This is a genomic window from Flavobacterium chilense (genome assembly GCF_001602525.1).
Taxonomy (GTDB): domain Bacteria; phylum Bacteroidota; class Bacteroidia; order Flavobacteriales; family Flavobacteriaceae; genus Flavobacterium; species Flavobacterium chilense.
Genome location: NZ_LSYT01000005.1, coordinates 293,086 through 311,516, shown reverse-complemented (window position 1 = coordinate 311,516; position 18,431 = coordinate 293,086). Strand labels below are relative to the sequence as shown.

The 18,431-nt window shown below is 35.5% G+C and carries 10 protein-coding genes; 4 read left to right on the top strand and 6 right to left on the bottom strand.

Going from position 1 to position 18,431, the window contains the following annotated elements; all coding sequences use genetic code 11:
• Positions 1-118: 118 nt before the first annotated feature.
• Positions 119-646, bottom strand: a complete 528-nt coding sequence (locus A4F88_RS13990) for a hypothetical protein (RefSeq protein ID WP_068843226.1) — start codon at positions 644-646, stop codon at positions 119-121.
• 239 nt (positions 647-885) lie between these two features.
• On the opposite strand from A4F88_RS13990, the gene guaA reads away from it, so the two are divergent.
• From guaA to A4F88_RS13970, 4 genes are all read left to right on the top strand, one after another.
• A complete protein-coding gene (gene guaA / locus A4F88_RS13985; RefSeq protein WP_068843225.1) occupies positions 886-2,415 on the top strand; it encodes a glutamine-hydrolyzing GMP synthase in 1,530 nt (509 codons plus the stop codon).
• A 61-nt stretch (positions 2,416-2,476) separates the two neighbouring features.
• Positions 2,477-4,393 (top strand): lytic transglycosylase, encoded by a 1,917-nt coding sequence (locus A4F88_RS13980; protein WP_068843224.1) that lies wholly within the window; start codon positions 2,477-2,479, stop codon positions 4,391-4,393.
• Positions 4,394-4,486: 93 nt separating this feature from the next.
• Entirely contained in the window at positions 4,487-6,586 is a 2,100-nt protein-coding gene (locus A4F88_RS13975) for a LysM peptidoglycan-binding domain-containing protein (RefSeq protein WP_068843223.1), read from the top strand.
• Entirely contained in the window at positions 6,586-6,987 is a 402-nt protein-coding gene (locus tag A4F88_RS13970) for an OsmC family protein (protein ID WP_068843222.1), read from the top strand. Before A4F88_RS13975 ends, A4F88_RS13970 begins: the two co-directional genes overlap by 1 nt.
• A 303-nt stretch (positions 6,988-7,290) precedes the next feature.
• On the opposite strand, the gene A4F88_RS13965 is transcribed toward A4F88_RS13970, so the two are convergent.
• The 5 genes from A4F88_RS13965 to A4F88_RS13945 form a co-directional block, all read right to left on the bottom strand.
• Positions 7,291-8,670, bottom strand: a complete 1,380-nt coding sequence (locus A4F88_RS13965) for a Gfo/Idh/MocA family protein (RefSeq protein WP_143154971.1) — start codon at positions 8,668-8,670, stop codon at positions 7,291-7,293.
• A gap of 175 nt (positions 8,671-8,845) precedes the next feature.
• The gene (locus A4F88_RS13960) at positions 8,846-11,026 is read right to left on the bottom strand and encodes a M1 family metallopeptidase (protein WP_068843221.1); all 2,181 of its coding nucleotides are present in this window, start codon (positions 11,024-11,026) and stop codon (positions 8,846-8,848) included.
• Between the two features lie 18 nt (positions 11,027-11,044).
• Positions 11,045-14,140, bottom strand: coding sequence for a DUF5107 domain-containing protein (locus A4F88_RS13955; RefSeq protein ID WP_068843220.1), 3,096 nt, complete (start codon positions 14,138-14,140; stop codon positions 11,045-11,047).
• 102 nt (positions 14,141-14,242) lie between these two features.
• Entirely contained in the window at positions 14,243-17,251 is a 3,009-nt protein-coding gene (locus A4F88_RS13950; RefSeq protein ID WP_245179121.1) for a glycoside hydrolase domain-containing protein, read from the bottom strand.
• Positions 17,252-17,294: 43 nt separating this feature from the next.
• Complete coding sequence (locus A4F88_RS13945; protein ID WP_068843219.1) at positions 17,295-18,284, bottom strand: c-type cytochrome; 990 nt, start codon at positions 18,282-18,284, stop codon at positions 17,295-17,297.
• Positions 18,285-18,431 lie beyond the last annotated feature (147 nt).

Genomic DNA, 18,431 nt, shown 5'->3' with positions numbered 1-18,431 from the left:
GAGGCAGAGGTTTTTCTTTTTAAGGTACAAAGAAATAAAGGTTCAAAGGGACAAATTTTTACACCTTGTTTACCCTTGAACCTTTGAACCTTTGTCTCTTTGCAACTTTGAACCTTTTTTAGAACGGATCTGCAGTTACTCTAAACTTCATATCTGCTTTTATGGTTACATCTTTAGTTAATGTTTCTTTTAAGGTAACTTTTGTTCTGATTTTGTATTTGTCGGCTTTGATGTACTGATCTAATCTGGCATCGGTACAAATTAAGTCAATTGTATTGCTGGAAGAATTGATATTGTCCTGATAAGCCAATTCGATTTCATCAGAATCTGTAGTAGAGATGTACAAATGAACTGATTTTAGAAACGTAAAAGTTTTATCTGACGGATCGGAAATGGTTAATTTAAGAGATCTGATCTTGACATCTTTTACCAGACTGGCTTTGGTTTTGTTGTTTTGAAATTCAGCCGAAGAATTTGTGGTTACATCAGGCGTGATGATTTCTGATGGTAAATTAATAGGCGATGTGCTTTGAATTTTAATTGAAGTCGCATTAGAAATAGTAAAACTCAATAAGTCATCTACAGCGCTGCAAGATGTTAAAAACAAGGATAATAAAAGAGTGAGGGCAATAAGTTTTGATTTCATAGTTAAATTTAAAGGGGTTTTTGGATAAATACGAAATATTTACGTTTTTGGTTTTTTGTTTTTCAGGTTCAAAGATGCAAAGGTTCAGAGGAACAAAGCAAAAAAACTTTTATAAATTTATAAACTTCTGAACCTTTGTGTTTCTGATCCTTTGAACCTCAAAATCGCAACGTTGAAAAAAAAAATATTTTTTCAACGTTCTGATTTTTCAATTTCGAGAATAAAAAGTATTTTTGCGCATGCAACACAACGTACTTATTTTAGATTTCGGATCGCAATATACACAGCTTATTGCGCGTAGAGTTCGCGAATTAAATATATTCTGCGAAATTTTCCCTTACAATCACTTTCCTAGTGATTTATCACCTTATAAAGCCGTAATTTTAGGAGGAAGCCCTTTTTCTGTTCGTGCAGAAGATGCTCCACATCCTGATTTATCTCAAATTCGAGGCAAGCTTCCTATGTTGGCAGTTTGTTATGGCGCACAATATTTAGCTCACTTTAGCGGAGGAGAAGTAGCGGCTTCGAATACGAGAGAATATGGTAGAGCTAATTTATCTTACATTAAAGAGAATGAAGTTTTCTTTAACGGAGTTTCAGAAAACAGTCAGGTTTGGATGAGTCATAGCGATAGTATCAAGGCTTTACCAACTAATGCCGTAAAATTAGCCAGTACACATGATGTAGAATTTGCTGCTTATAAAATCGAAGGCGAAACGACTTATGCAATTCAGTATCATCCTGAAGTTTTCCATTCTACAGATGGATCAAAAATGCTGAAAAACTTTTTAGTAGACATTGCTCAGGTTCCTCAAAACTTTACACCAAATGCTTTTGTTGAAGAAATGGTGGGAGAATTAAAAGAGAAATTAGGAGATGATAAAGTAGTTTTAGGATTGTCAGGCGGAGTAGATTCTACTGTAGCAGCAGTTTTATTGAACCAGGCAATTGGTAAAAACTTATATTGTATTTTCGTAAATAACGGTTTACTTCGTAAAAACGAATTCGAAAATGTACTGAACCAATATAAAGGAATGGGATTAAACGTAAAAGGTGTTGATGCCGGAGATCGTTTCCTTTCTGAACTTGCCGGAATCAGTGATCCTGAAACCAAACGTAAAACAATTGGCCGTGTATTTATCGAAGTTTTTGATGATGAATCACACTTAATCGAAGATGTAAAATGGTTGGCGCAAGGAACTATTTATCCTGACGTAATCGAATCTGTTTCGGTAAAAGGACCATCGGCAACGATTAAATCGCACCACAATGTGGGTGGATTGCCGGATTATATGAAATTAAAAATTGTAGAACCGCTTAGAATGTTGTTTAAAGACGAAGTTCGAAGAGTAGGGGCTACTTTAGGAATAGATCCTGAATTGTTAGGAAGACACCCTTTCCCGGGACCAGGATTATCGATCAGAATTTTAGGAGATATTACTCCTGAGAAAGTTCAGATTTTACAAGATGTTGATGCTGTTTTTATCGACGGATTAAAATCATGGGGATTATACGACAAAGTTTGGCAGGCTGGAGCAATCTTGCTTCCTGTAAACAGTGTTGGTGTCATGGGGGATGAGCGTACGTATGAAAAAGTAGTAGCGCTTAGAGCTGTAGAATCAACAGATGGTATGACGGCTGACTGGGTTCATTTACCTTATGATTTCTTGATGAAAGTATCAAATGACATTATAAATAAAGTAAAAGGCGTGAACCGTGTCGTTTACGATATTAGCTCAAAACCACCAGCAACAATTGAGTGGGAATAGTATTGTTTTTCAAATTAAGGCGTTACATTTGTAATGCCTTAATTTTTTAAACCTACTATGTATGAGAGATTTTTTAACGATTTCTCTTGTCTTTATTTTGTCTTTTAACAAAATAACTGCGCAAGATTCAATTATTGAACACAAAATTCAAAAAGGAGAAACTGCCTATTTTATTGCCCAAAAATACAAGGTTTCTGTTGATGAAATTTACAAACTCAACCCCGAGTCTCAAAACGGAATCAAAGACAATCAAATTATTAAGATTCCGGTTCACTCTGCAGAAAAGCAAAACCCAAACCAGCAAATTACACATATTGTTGGGGCAAAAGAAACTCTTTTTGGCTTGTCGAAACAATACAATGTTTCTGTAGAAGCCATTCAAAATGCCAATCCAATTCTTGCCAATGGACTTCAGATTGGTCAGGAATTAAGTATTCCGCAAAACCCTGCGAATCTTTCTAAAACTGAAATTACTGTTTCTTCAAAAGTAACACATCAGGTTGTTGCTAAAGAATCATTGTTTAGTATTGCCAGACAATACAATGTTTCGGTTCAGGATTTAGAAAATCTCAACAAAGAGTTATTACAAAACGGATTGCAAATCGGACAAACGATTGCTATTCCAAATAAACGTAAAACATTAGACGGACGTGTTCGTGTGATCAATCAGGAAACTGTTTTTCATGTGGTCGAGCCAAAGGAAACCAAATTTTCGATTGCTAAAAAATACGGCATTTCGATCGATCAGTTAGAATCTCAAAATCCAGAAATTGTAAACGGTTTGGTTGTAGGGAATAAATTAGCGATTAATACTGCAGCAATAAAACCTGCCAATGAAAGCGAAGAATTGATGCTGGCTCTTGCCGAAAAACAAGTGGTAGTTGAAAAAGGAAAAGCCAAAACGGTTGAATTAGAAGATTTAAAAGACAGATTGGTTGTTCAGAAAGAAATGAATCAGAAAATCATAAAGATTAATGATTTAAAAGTAAATCTGAATGACATGAACGGATCAAAAGAAAATTCGGTCGAAAAACTGCGTTTGGTTCTGGAAGCCAATAAAAATGTTCAGGATATTTTAATGGCAAAATTAGATTCATTAGTCAATACAATGAATAATGATTTAATCGATTTAAAAAGAATGGATATTTTGAATGTCGATGAATCAAAACGATTAGAAAAACAATCTTACGCCAGCATTGGCAAAACCAGCGAATTATCATCCCAATTAAAAAAAGAACTGGCAGAAAACCGAAAAGCGTATGCCGGTTTAATGAATAAAGTAGAGAAAATTGCTGTCGAAGAAAATCAGGAATACAAGAAGAAAATCCGCGAAAGCGAAAAAAATAATACCAACACTTCGTTGCAACAACGTCTTTCACTGGAAGAAATCAAGCGTTACAAAATACAGCAGGAGCAAGGTGATGCACAAAATCAGCTTTTGATTGCTAAAATTGATTCGCTGGATACACAGAAAACTATTGAGATAAAACGTCATATCAGCAAGGCATCTTATTATAGTATGGAAGCGCGAAAATTTGACGATAAAGTGGCTTTGATTAAACTGAAAAAATATCAGGATGAAGCGATAAAAAATCAAAATAAAACTGGTTTGGCAGAAACTTCAAAAGCAGTTTCCTTAGAAGAAATGAAGCGCGAACTAAAGGAAAACCCGCTTAAAACGGATAAAACGGTAAAGGTTGAAGTTTATGATAATCTTAGAGAAGTTTCAAACGGCTATTACTTAGTTTTAGGTATATTTACAGACGCAATGTTAAGAGATAAGTTCATTATGAAACTCATTGATTCTGGCGATTTTAACGCTAGTTTCTTTTTTAATATAAACAGTCTTTCGTACTATGTTTACTCAGATAAGTACCAAAATATGGAAGAAGTGCTTTATAAATGCAAGAAAAAAGAAGAAGATGAGTTATATAAAGAGATTATTATTGCCAAGGTAGAAATTGATCTTAGAGAATAATTGGCGCTGGATTTGAAAGTGACAGGAATCTTGATTTAAAGAGAAATTACGAACTTGTTTTGAATTAGAAATTAAATTGTTTTAAGCCTTATTATGAAATATTATTCAACATTATTGTCTTTAGTTTTTTTTGTAACCAGTAATGCTTTTTCGCAGGAAAAGGTAGTAAAATATACGGTTTCAAGCGGAGAGACTATTAATCAGATTGCAGTAAAATTTAAGGTTACACCTTATGATATTTATGCATTAAATCCGGATGCCAGAAATGGAGTAAAACCCAATACGGTTTTGTTGATTCCAACAAGTGCTTCAAAATCAGCAACGGCAAAAACAGAAACTGCAGAGGTAAAAAATTCAGCTTCAGGAAAAGCCACTACGCATGAAGTACAGCCAAAAGAAACACTGTTTGGTATTGAAAAAAAATATGGCATTTCTGATGAAGCTTTAAAAGCTGCAAATCCTTTTTTAGTTCATGATGGCTTACAAACAGGGCAGACTCTTGTAATTCCGGGAAAAGGGAGTACAGCAAAAACAGTTTCGGCTGCAGCTGCAAAACCGGCAACTAAATCATTGGTTCAGGAAAAATATGTGTATCATGATGTGGTGGCAAAAGAAACTAAGTTTTCGATTGCAAAACAATATGGTATTTCTATTGAAGAATTAGAAAAACGCAATCCTGAAATTGTTTCAAATTTACCTGTTGGATATCGACTGACAATAAAAGGAACGGCTCCTAAAACAGAAACTGCTGCAGCAGCGGTAAGTTCTGCAAAACCGGCTGAAGTTAAAAAAACAGCTGAAACTACAAAAAAAGTAACTTCTTACATGGATTATCAGGTAAAACCAAAAGAGACTTTTTATAGCTTATCAAGAACATTTCATATTACTCAGGAAGAATTAACGGCATTAAACCCGTCACTTTCTGAAGGGGTAAAAGAAGGGATGGTTTTAAAAGTTCCTGCGGGATATTTAGCACCTTCTCCAATTGTGGTGCAGGAACACCAACCACAAACTATTGAAAAAGCGCTGGAAAATAAAAGTACAGGAGGAATACAAATTATAGACAAAGTAAAATCTGAAACGGTTTCTGTAAATCCTGAAGTTGTTGAACTGACTAAAAAACGCGGACAAACAGATCGCCAGAAATTAGTTTTACTATTGCCGTTTAATCTGGCTAAAATGCAAAATGATACGACAAGTTCTGCTACACGAATTAAAAATGATAAATTCCTGAATATGACTCTTGATTTTTATTCAGGGGCTTTGATGGCAATCGATTCAGCGAGAACTTTGAAATTACCAATTGATGTAGCGATTTACGATTCTCAGGAAACCAAAAGCAGCTCAAACGTTTCAAATTTACTGGCACAAAATAAATTACAGGATGCGAATGCCGTTATCGGGCCATTTTACCAAAACAATGCCGAGTCTACAGCAAATACATTGCGTTTGTATAACATTCCGGTCATTTCGCCATTATCAAAAGATAAAGCAAACCCAATTGATAATTTATACCAGACCATTCCATCAAATGACGTAGTTCGTAATGCTGTTTTTGATTATATGCGTGCGAAAAACGGGAATATTGTGGCTGTGGTTGATAAGAAAAAAGAATCGGTTATCAGTTATATCAAACAAAATCAAAAAGGAGTTGTTTTTGCTGGTTTGACAGAAACAGGAGCTTTGGATGTAGCTAACCTAAAAAGTTTATTGTTGCCAAATCGTATGAACTATGTGGTAATGGAAACAGCTAATACGGCTATGGTTAAGACTACGATTAAAGCATTATTGGATGCACAAAAATCATGTCAGGTACAATTGGTGATTTTAGAACCAAACAGTACTTTGGATACTGACGAAATTAGTTTTGATAGTTTGGTAAAATTAAAATTGATGTATCCGTCTGTAACACGCGAAAGCGACGAAGCAGGAGTTTTGGTTTTTGAAAAAGAATACCGATTGAAAAATAAAGTAAACCCAAGTACATATGCAACTCGCGGATTTGATGTTACGTTCGACACTATGATGCGTTTGGTACAAGGAAAAACATATCAGGAAACAGCAGATTTAATGACAACAGAACAGGTTGACAATAAATTTCAGTTTTACAGAAAAGAAGATGGCGGACACGCTAATAAAGGTGTTTACATTTTATATTACGATTCAGACTTAACTTTAAAAGTAGCAAATTAATGACATCAAAAGTAACCTATTTAGGAGATCTAAGAACAAAATCAATTCATGTGCAATCAGGAAGTGAGATTATCTCTGATGCACCACTGGACAATAACGGAAAAGGAGAAGCATTTTCTCCAACAGATACAGTTGCCAATGCTTTAGCGAGTTGTATGATGACCATTATGGGAATCAAAGCACGCGATTTAAACGTAGATTTTGTTGGTTCGACTGCCGAAGTAACGAAAATAATGAATGCTGAACCAAGACGAATTGGGGCAATCGAAATTGTTTTTGACATGCAGGGTGTTGAAGATGAAAAAAACAGAACAATTCTGGAACGTGCAGGAATGACTTGTCCTGTGTTTTTGAGTTTAAGCAGTGAAATAGAAAAGAAAATTACTTTTAACTGGAAGTAATTTTAAAATATAAAATAAGAAAAGGTTTTCCGAAAAGTATTGAGTAATCTCATTTTATTATATCCATTTTTTGATTAAGCTCCAGCGGAGCAAAATATTTATAGAAATTAAACGACATCCATAAAAGAGCTCCAGCGGAGCGAAATATAGAGTCATATAAGAAATATGTCGCTCCGCTGGAGCTTTACTATTGATAATAATCTGATTTCTATAAATATTTTGCTTCTCCGAAGCAGATTTTTTCCCCAATACTTTTCGGATAGCCTCTTTCTCGTTTTAACTATCAACTAACCAATGAATAAATTATTCTGAAAATTCTAATTTTTGTAATTTGTTCCATCCGCCACGCGTGAAATCAGGAATTTGAACAGGTGAAGAATTATTATCAAGAGAGATTTCGGTTAACGGACCTAAACAGGACCATTCGGCTAAATCGTAAACATCCATATCTAACGGAAGTCCTTTTTGAAGGCAATGAATTAAACGATAATCCATTATAAAATCCATTCCGCCATGACCGCCCACTTTTTTGGCTTGTTCCTCGATGTTCTTTACCATTGGATGTTTGTATTTTTCCATTAATGCTTTTTTGACATCTTCAGGGACAAACGAGTGTGCGCTTAATTTTTCGTGATTTGGTTTAACATCATCGCTTAATTCTTTTCCGTCTAAAGCATAACCTTCTAACGGATATTTGTTGGCAAAACCTTTCGTTCCGCTCAGTTGATACATTCTGCTGTACGGACGGGGAGAAGTAACATCATGCTGAATCTGTATTGTTTTTCCGTTTTCAGTACGAATCATAGTCATGGTGTGATCTCCGTTTCTAAAATCTTTTATTTCCTGACCCGATTTTTCTTTAATGTAAGCCGGATTTCCAACTGCTTTGGTATCCATAGAAACCAGAAAATTCATTTTATCTCCACGATGGATATTCAAAGCCTGACAAGCAGGTCCCATTCCGTGAGTCGCGTATACATCTCCGCGATGTTTAATGTTGTAATCCATTCTCCAGTTGTTCCAGTATTCACCCCAAAAAGGTTGTAAACCATGAATGTAAGAACCTTCGGCATGAAGGATTTCTCCAAATAAACCTTGTTGCGCCATGTTTAAAGTAGTGAGTTCGAAGAAGTCGTAGACACAATTTTCAAGCTGCATACAGTGTTTTCTGGTCTTTTCAGAAGTATCTATAAGCTCCCAGATTTCTTTCATGGTCAAAGCTCCCGGAACTTCTATTGCAACATGTTTTCCATCTTTCATCGCCTGAACACCAATAATCGCATGATGTTTCCAATCTGTAGCCACATAAACTAAATCAACATTTGGTAACGCTGTAACTTTTCTCCAAGCATTTTCATCTCCAAAAAATTCCTGCGCTTTAGGGAATCCTGCTTTGGTTAAAATTTCATTGGCTGATTGTGTGTTTTTTTCTAACATATCACAAAGTGCCACAATTTCCACACCCGGAATATGAGTCATACGCTCAACTGCTCCGGGACCACGCATTCCGAGTCCGATAAAAGCGACACGAACCGTTGGAATAGGTGCTGCTGCCAAACGTAAAACATCTTGTTGTCCTTTGGCACGAGCCGGAGTTTTGGTTTTAATCATTTGTGCTGATGCCGATGTTCCTCCAAACAAAATAAAAGCAACAATGATAAATTTTGCAATATGGTTTTTCATAAATTAATTTTTGATTTTAATAATCATCTAAATACAAACGATTTGTCTTTTGAATTACCTCTCTAATTTATCCAATTAGAGAGGCCTCAAAAACAAACAATATTTAAAAAAAATTACTAATTTAAAATAATGTTCTTTTAATACTTTCAGGCTATCGAAAGTATGATATGGTAGCTTATTTTTGGTTGTTAAACCTTTTAATAAGTGGTGTTACGTGATTTTTAGTATCCTCATCTAGTGCTGCTAAGGTTTTATCTGCTTCATCCGTTGAGAATTTAGATAATCCGCATATTCCGGCAGCAATTACATTGTACGATTGATTTTTAGTGCTCTCGATCATTAACGCTTTATAAGAAGCATCGCCTGTTGCAGCTAATTTTATAATCGCAGCAGCTCTTGCGATCGTTTTTTTATCATTTTTCGCAATGTTAAGCAGACTTTTTAAAGCCGGATCTTTGATTTGATTATCACTTAAATCTAATCCTTTTATACTAAGTGTTCTTAAATCTTCTTGCTGATCTTCAAGACCTGCCAGTAAAATCAATTGTGCTTCATGGCTTTTATCTTTTATTGCAAATTTTATCGCTTCAATTCTGTTGTAGTAAGATGGAGCATTTTTATATTGAAATAAATAATCTGATACTTTTTTGTTATCCAGAACCTGACCTACTAAAATTTTATCAGGATCCAGATCTACGAAAGTAGGCTGTGCAGGTACATCAAAACTGAAATTTTGTTCTCTTTTATCAATAAGAATATCTTTTCTGATTTTAGTTCCGTTTACATAAAAATCAACCTTTAACGGAAGGCTGAAAGTCTGAACTTTGCTTTCCTGAACTTGTTTTACTGCAATTGTCGCTTTTCCGTTAGCATATCCGTATTCAACATTCAATATTGGATTTCCTCCCTGATAATACCATTGGTTAAAATACGGGCTCCAGTCTTTTCCGGTAATTTCTTCCATTGCGAGACGCAATTGGTGTGTTTCTCCGGATTTGTATGCATTTGCGGTTAGATATAAGTTTAAGGATTTAAAGAATGCTGCATCTCCCATTTGATTTTTTGCTGCATACAAGATGATTGAACCTTTTGAGTAACTTATATTGTCAAACAAATCTTCTTTGTCGTTGTAATAAAAACGAGCTAAAACTGGACTGTCTCCGTTTTTAGAAGAACGTAAATAGTTTTGTAATTTTTCGTAACGTGATCTGTCTTCTGCATCTTGTCCGGCATCGTGTCCATGCCAAAGTACTTCTCCAAAAGTGGCAAAAGATTCGTTCATGGTTAGGTTTGACCAGGATTCAGCCGTAACATAATCTCCAAACCATTGGTGAAAAAGTTCATGTGCTATGGTACTTTCCTGATTATCATCCAGCAATTCTCTTTCTGTTTTTTGTACATATTCGCCATGTAAAGTAGCAGATGTGTTTTCCATTGCGCCAGACACATAATCACGGGCAACAATTTGAGAATATTTAACCCATGGATATTCTACTCCCAGCATTTTACTGTAAAAATTCATCATATCCGGAGTTTTTCCAAAAATCTGTTTGGCGTAAGGTGCAAATTTTGGTTCCAGATAATAGCTTACTTCTTTTCCATTGTAGGAGTCTTTGTAAATTTTAAAATCTCCAACAGCCATCATAAACAAATAGGGTGCATTAGGCTGATCCATTTTCCAGACATCAGTTCTGGTTCCGTTATTGTTGGCTTTTTGCGATGTTAATTTACCATTCGATAAAGTAGTATACTTAGATTCAACCGTCATCGCAATTTCAGATGTGGTTTTTTGATTTGGTTTGTCTATCGTTGGAAACCAGCAAGAAGATGCTTCTGTTTCACCCTGAGTCCAGATTTGAACAGGTTTGTTTGCTTTACCATCAGGATTTATAAAATACAATCCTTTTGCATTGGTAATGGCATTACTTCCTTTAACTTTTAACTCATCAGGTTTTGCGGTATAATTAATGAAAAGTGTATATTTTTCAGTGCTTTTATACTTTCGGTTTAATGTAATAAAAAGCTGTTCGTTGTCATAGGTATACTTTAACGGAATACTTTTTTTACCATCAATGATCGCGATTTCTTTAAAGTCCATCCCTTTGGCATCTAAGGTAAGTGAATCTGTTTCGTAAAAGTGTGGCTTTAAGGTTAGCCATTCTTTTCCGTATAAATATTTCTTACCATAATCAAAAGAAACCTCTAATTTGGTATGAACCAAATCGTTTACTTTTAATGCGGTAACTCTGTAAACTGATAATGGATCTTTATTCTGATCTGCATTTTGAGCCTGTACTTTTGAACCTGCTGAAAGGATAAGACTAAAAACGGCATATTTTAAAAATAGTCTGTTCATGGTTGTTTGTTATAAAATTTAAAGTTTTTCTATTATTCTGACTTCACCATCTTTTTCATCTTCGGTTAGTAAATCCGATTGCTTTTTAGTGTAAACGGCTAAACTCCATTGAATAATTTTATTATCTGGATATAATTTTGCCTGATTGCTCAACCATTCTTCTGCTTTTTGTGCTGATGATGTTTTTTCGATGGCCCAGGCTGAAACCAATTGATTTGCCGGTAAAAAGTTCATCACGGTGTTGTCGACTTTTGGAGTAAAAGTAATAATTTTTTGTAATAATTTTACAGCGGTTTTATCGTCGCCCAAATTGGTGTAACATTGATAGTCTAACCAGTTTTCCAGCCTTTCGTCAATGTTTTCGTCGTATGGTTTTCCTACACCCAGGTTTTGTGGCCATAATTTAGCTTCGGCAATAAATTTTAATGCTTTTTTGTATTGCTTGTTTTTCATTTCTGATAATGCCTGCATCAGTTTGGCTTCATGATACAATTGTCTGCCTGCAGTCGCTCCTTCAAAAGGAAGGATTTCTAATTTGGTTAAAAAAGCATCGGCAGCAGCATATTTTTTGTTGAGTAATAATGTTTTGGCATATAACATTCCCATCAAATAATTTTCTGAATGTTTTTTGTAAAAAGGTTCAGCAATGGCCAAAGCTTTGTCATTTTGTTTTTGGATGATATAGTGTTCTGCCAGTAATTTATGATATCTCCATCCTTGATTATCAAGCCTGATTGCTTGTTGAAGACTTGAGATTACCAATTGCGAATCGTCTTTCATCAAAGCTGCTTTTGCGGCATAAAAAGCAGGATCTGTAGGTATGTTTCCGCATTGCAAAAACAATTCTTTAGCATCAGAAATATTTTCATGATTCCATTCGATTAAGGCTAAATGATATTTTAATTGCCATTGATCGTTGGTTTGGATTAGTTTTTTTAGAATCCCGGCTGTTTCTGAGCGGAATGGAAAGCTAATTTGAGGCTGAATCTGACGCAAATCAACTTTTGTGTTTTCTAAAAAGGCTTTCCAATACATAATTTCAGCATTCGGAACAGCAAGAGACAAAACTTTCAAAGCTTCGTCTTTACGTTCTAATTGTGCATACCAGATTGCTAATTCAAGATAGCTTTGCTCCGGCATTTCGTTTCGAATAGAAGCAGTAAAACGTCCTTTTGAGGTATCTGAATTTTCGAAAAGGAATTTTTCAAAACCAACAAAATGATTTAAGGGATCGACTTTGTTGATGGTATTTAGCATTTCGGTTGCTTTGGCAGTATTGTTTTGTAAACGATAAATAACGGCCAGTAACTGCAATCCTTCTAAATTGTACTGATTATTGAGCAGGCTTTTTTCAGCATATTCAATAGCTTTTGCCTGATTATTTTCGGTAAAATAAATTTTGCTTAAAGCAGTATAAGCAGGACTGCGAAATTCTGTACTTGCAGCTGCAATATCAAAACCATCTTTGGCATCGGTTGTATTTCCTGCGTGTAAATTGGCAACACCGTAATAATAATTGGCAGCAGGATCATAAGTGTTTATAGATAAGGCTTTGGCGGCTGTCGCAATGGCTTCGTTATATTGAAATTTACGAATTTGTAATACTGCCATATCAGAAAGGGCAGGTGCGTAGTTTGGATCTTTTTGCAAACAGGCACTTAGTTTTTCTTCAGCTTTTACATAATCTTTAAAACTGATATAATTTTTCCCCTGAAGGTATAAGCCATAAACAGAGTTATTATCGAAATCTTTAGGAACTTCTAAAGGTCTGTTTAGGTTTCCATCTTCCGGAGCTGAATTCCAAACCAGTTTATTTTCGCCAAGTGTCAGTTTCAATTTGTGCTCGTCAACTGCAACCTGAACAGAATCCTTGAATACTTGTAAGGTATTAACTGAAATATCTTTAGAATATACTTTCTTTCCGTCATTAAAAACTTCCAGTTTTTCATTTAATTTTTGAAGTGGGGAAAAATAGATTTTCAGCCAGCCGTTTTCGTTTTTTACATTTACGGCCCCATAATTATTGGCTTTTACAAAACCTTTAGTTTGTTTTACAGGAAACCAGTATTCTGTCCACGAATCTGTTTGATAAGGTGCAAAAGAGCGTTGTTTAAACGGGGTTAAATTACTGCCTTCGCTCGCCTGATTGAATAGTCTGCCACTTTGAACTTCTACATACTGACCATCAGTATCGGTTAGTAGTTTTTCCCAAATCATACCTTGTTGAGAGAGTCCCCAAATCCATATTTTTTTGCCGGGCTTATCATCATAGTTGCCATATCTTCCCATTCCGAAATCCTCGTTATGATAATATCCGCCAAAGAAATCATTGTATTTGCCAAACACATGATAGGATTTATAACCGCCAAAATTATTGTTTTTATAATAAGACAAATCTTTACCGTTTTCTTTGTCAATTGGCCATGAATTGTGTTCGCCATTGTGACCAATATAACTTTGTCCAGGATAAATAAATTGCAAATCCTGACCTGCTTTAAGCCCGGTATTCATCCAGGTGTAATAAGGCTGTTCTGCTTCGGTTGAATTGAACCAAAATGAACTGGTTGTAAAATAAGCTTTGTCTTTTGGTAAATTGATGTCGAGTTTCCATGAAGTACGCGTTAGTAAATCCAAAACCCCAATTACACAGCTTATGCTTCCGTCTTCTCTGTTAATGATGGTATAATCGACCGGAGTGGCACAATTTGGTGTATGTCCAATGATGCCATAATTGCCTTCGACACCGCCGCTTGTCCACGGACCACGCATGGCAATATCTCTGAATTTAATGACATGATTGTTGTAAATAAAATCCTTTCCTGTTGATTTTTCTACTGCCGACCAAACTTTTCCACCTATTTCCGGCAGGATCATTAATTTGATATAGTCGTTTTCAAGTTCAATTACTTTCCATTCTTTTTGAACAGATTTATTGGTAAAACCGTCAAAACGATAATAAGGATAGATTTTGGTATCCGGCTTTGGGATCGGATCCGGATCTGAAAACGGATAAGTAGTAAATACTTTTTTGTATTCTTTTATAGTGGTTTTATTTTGTGCATTGGCAAACAGGCTTCCAAAGAGCAAAATAGATAATATTGGTCTAAATTTCATATTATGTGGTTATGATTAGTTAGATGATCAGGTTGTTTTAGCATTCTGTTTGTCATTTCGAGGAATGACAAACAGAACGCGGTAATTACTGTTGTTCAAAAATTACTTAACAATTAGCAACCAGCCTTTTCCTTTTGAAACAGGTAGTTCGTCTTTTGCTGTAAACGTTTTTGCCGGTTGGAAATTTGTAATTTCAGGAGCTGTAATAGTGGCTTTGGCTGGATTAATTCCCAGTTTTTTCCAGTCAATGTTCAGTTTTACATTTACATCAGTATCTGCCCAGCTTGCAATTGAAATTAAAGCGGTTCCGTTCTTTTTGTAAACTGTCGCTAAGACTTTATCGTTAGATGTTTTTACCGGACAGTTTTCGCTCCAGTATCCAATCATTTCAGAACCTTTAATCCCGAAAGTATCCCATAATTTCCAAATATTTCTTGGATCAGCATTATCGCTCCAAGGTAATCTGTTGGTCATTCCGTAAACCATTCCTCTCCATGGATTTCCGCCACCCTGAAGCATTTCTCCCATTAACCCAAAAGGAATTCCGCTTACTTCAGTTAAGAAAAAGTCAGGTTGGTTTTTCTCGTAATCAAAATATTCTCCGAACCATAATTTATTGATGTACGGAAAGTGTTCCATATACAGATTGGCACTATTATTAAATCCGTCACTTTTGTTGTATTGATTTGCGCTGTGCAAATCGATAATTCCCGGATGTCCGTCTTTTGTCAATACTCTTTTGATACGTTTCATGGTGATTCTGTCAAAAGCAACATCGTCAAGGTAAATACCGTCGATACCTACGTTTTGTGTTAACCAGTTCATACCTTCAACATAATAGTTATGCCAACGATTCATGCCACTGTTTACAATTGCAGCGTCTTTAATTTCAGGTACAAACCATGCTGCGATGTAATCGTCACCAACATGTTCCTGTAACCATGAGAATCCGCCGCCTTTTCCTGGAGAATAAATTTCATGACCCAGACTTCTTAAGGCAAAAGTTTCGTAAGCTTTGTTCGAAACCTCTCTTACGGTATTGTAAATCTTCACTTTTAATCCCTTTTCATGTGCTTCATCAATATATGTTTTCATCTTTTTAAATTCGATAAAAGGATAATTGATATATGGATTTATAGCATTTGCATGATGAATATTGATTACTGTTGCACCAGTTTTGGCAATAGAATCGATTGGACTGTATTTATGATAGAATTTAGTATCCCATTGAAAATCGGTGTTTATGGTATGAAATGGTGTAATTAACAAAGTAAAGTTATAATACAAAACATCTCCTTTTTTCATGCTGCGGGCGCCGCTGTAAGCATTTACCAAAACTGATTTTGGGTTTGGTGTAATCGTAATTCCACCTTTGTTTTCGTTACCCCATGAAGTTGGTAATAACAATGGTTTTTGTAAATAGAAATTGGTGTTTAACGGACGGCTGTATTTTTCGTCTCTTAAAGAAAATTGCAATCCTGAGTTTACATTTCCAATCCATGCCCCGTCTTGATTTTTATGTGCTACATCCCATTTCCAGTCAAAAGTTGCAGGACGATCGCCTCCTTTTTGACCTAATCCCATCATGTATTTGGCAGATGTTGGCTGCATTGGTATTTGAAAATTAATATCATTAAAAGAAGCATCTTCAAGTGCGGTAACTTTTACAGTATAATGTAAAAAACCGTCAAATTCTATCGATGCATTTACATCCATCTGTACTGATTTAGACGTAGAAGTATTTTCCCAGGAAACTGTTCCGGCCTCTTTTTTAGTGAATTTTAACCCTGAGTTTTTCCATTGTGAAACTTCTTTTCCTGATGCATCTACAAAATGAAAAGCAAAAGGGGCACTCAAAATATCATTGGCTTTTGTCGTTACAGTGGTCATTTCAGGAGTAAAGAAAGTCTGAATTTGTGCTGGCAAACCATTTGCTCCTAAAACTAGTTTTCTGCCCAATAAAGATATTTCAGCATCTTTTACAACTAATGGAGTGTAGGGCGCAATAACGGTATTTTCCTGTGCTAAAGTAGAATTCAGCCATTTAAGACGTGTCATTTTTTCCGGGCTGTCAATTCCTCCGTTTTTGGTAACTTCGTTTGTTACTTTTATCTGAAGTGTGATTGCTGTAGATTTTCCATCAGCAATTACTGTTGCTTTTCCGGTATAAGTCCCGGCTGCTGCAGTTTGAGGAACGTCGATTCCGCACCACATTGCCTGAACTTTTCCTTTTGAAACGGAAACTGTATTCATAAAAACGGAACCATCGTATTTCACTCCATCCGTATTTATACAACTGATATTTTTTGATGAGATGGTTTCTCCGGTATTATTTTTTAAATCCGAAAAAGTAACTTTTACATTGCTTAAATCCTGCAAAGCATAAACACCTAATTGAAAAGCTAAATATTCTCCTTTTTGCGCGGTATCTGAAAATGTATTTTGAACTCCTTTTTGAATCCAGCGTTGTGGTAAATCATTTTTCATTCGGATTGAATACAATCTGTCTTCCGGGAAAACCAGGAAAGTGTTTCCACTATTTTTGGCAATAAGATCCTTGGTTTCGGCAGCAGTCGCAATGACTTCCATTGGGTAAAAACTATTGAATGCGTTTATACTCTGAATTTCGGTTACAATACAATTGTCAGTCAGATTGGTGTTGATCTTTGATAGCCATTGTGCATCTGCTTTATACTCTGGTTTTGCATAAATTCCTTTTGGATAATTTGCTGTACCTTCATCAATATAAGGCATATAATACACATAATAAGTTCCTTTTCCTGAAACAGGTTCAAAGAAAACAGTTCCGTTTTCTCTATTGATGTTGGTGGTTTTTATGTTTTGGATTTCTTTACCTGAAGCATCCTGAACAATGATTTTTTTCAGCTCTGGATTTTCGTCTCTTCTGCGCCATTCGATAGTAGTTTTAGCAACATTTCCTGTTCCGGAAAATGCTACTGCAACACGATGGTTCCCCAGTTGATTTGGGTTCCAGCTATCGTTTCCGTCTGTATATTTTATTTGTTGTGCGGCTAAGGGAATACTGAGAATGAAAAAGCACAGGATCAATATTCGGCTTAAAATTGGTGTGTTGTGTGAGTTTAGTTTCATTGTTTTGATGTTCAGGTTAAAAAGGTATGCTTATTTTGTAAAGTTAGTAAACGGCTTTCCATCCATTTTTTTTCCAGTAGGCAATAATAGGTTTGTATGGTCCGTATTTGTGTTGTTCTTCAGAAAAATTATCATTAAACGGGCTATGTGCATAATCAATAGGTTTGCCCATTTTGTTTGGATAATCTAATGTTTTTGGGTTTGGTCTTGTATGTATTTCATCGTCATTTACATAAGCGGCAATATCCAGTGCCTGCAAGTCTGTAAGGTACGGTTTTCCAAGAGTTACTTTGTCATAAGGCATATTGCTTTTTAGCCATTGCGCCTGTTTGATTACTCTGTGCATGCTTGAGCCGGGTTGGTATCCGTATTCTCCCCAAAGTGGAGGATAGGTGTATCCTGATTTATCTGCATTGTAAACTCCTTCGCCATTATTTCCGTGACAGCGGGCACAATTTTCAACAAATAATGCTTTTCCTCTTACCGGACTTGCGGCTACATCCGGAAATTCTATTTCTAAGTTTTTAGCGCCTTTAAAATTTCCGTCTTTTGGAACAAATTTGCTGATCCATTTAAAATAAGACAGAAAAGCAACCATTTCTTTTCCGTCAAGCGGAAGTGGTTTTCCGGAATGCGGGCGCATGATACAATTGTTTACACGTTCAGCCAGTGTAAGCACTTTATTTTCACGTCCGCGGTATTGAGGATAATTATCATGAGATGACATTAAATTGAAGGCATGAGGTTTGGTACCTGCATCCTGATGACAATTGGTACAGTTCATTTTATTGCCCAAATATTTTCCGTTAATCCCATTTGGACCAATATAATAAGCTGTTTTTAGCATTAATTCTCTTCCGTAACGTACAGATGCTCCAAATTCGTCATCGGGAATTTTTGAAGTATCGATGGTGATATACGAATCATCTTCGGTTGTTTTTGCTGCCAATGTCTGTGAATTTGAAGTATTGCAGGAATTGAAAACAACCATTGGCAATGCTGAAAAGAGACCAATAAGAATTATTTTTTTCATGTTTACTATTTTTATCCTAACAGATTTTTGAAACCTGTTAAGTATTTTAATTTTATATTCTGAACTGTTGGTAACCACATAGAAACATAGCTTTTGGTTACTTAAAAAAGGCGTCTCACTTAATTTAAACACACATAGCTATCTATG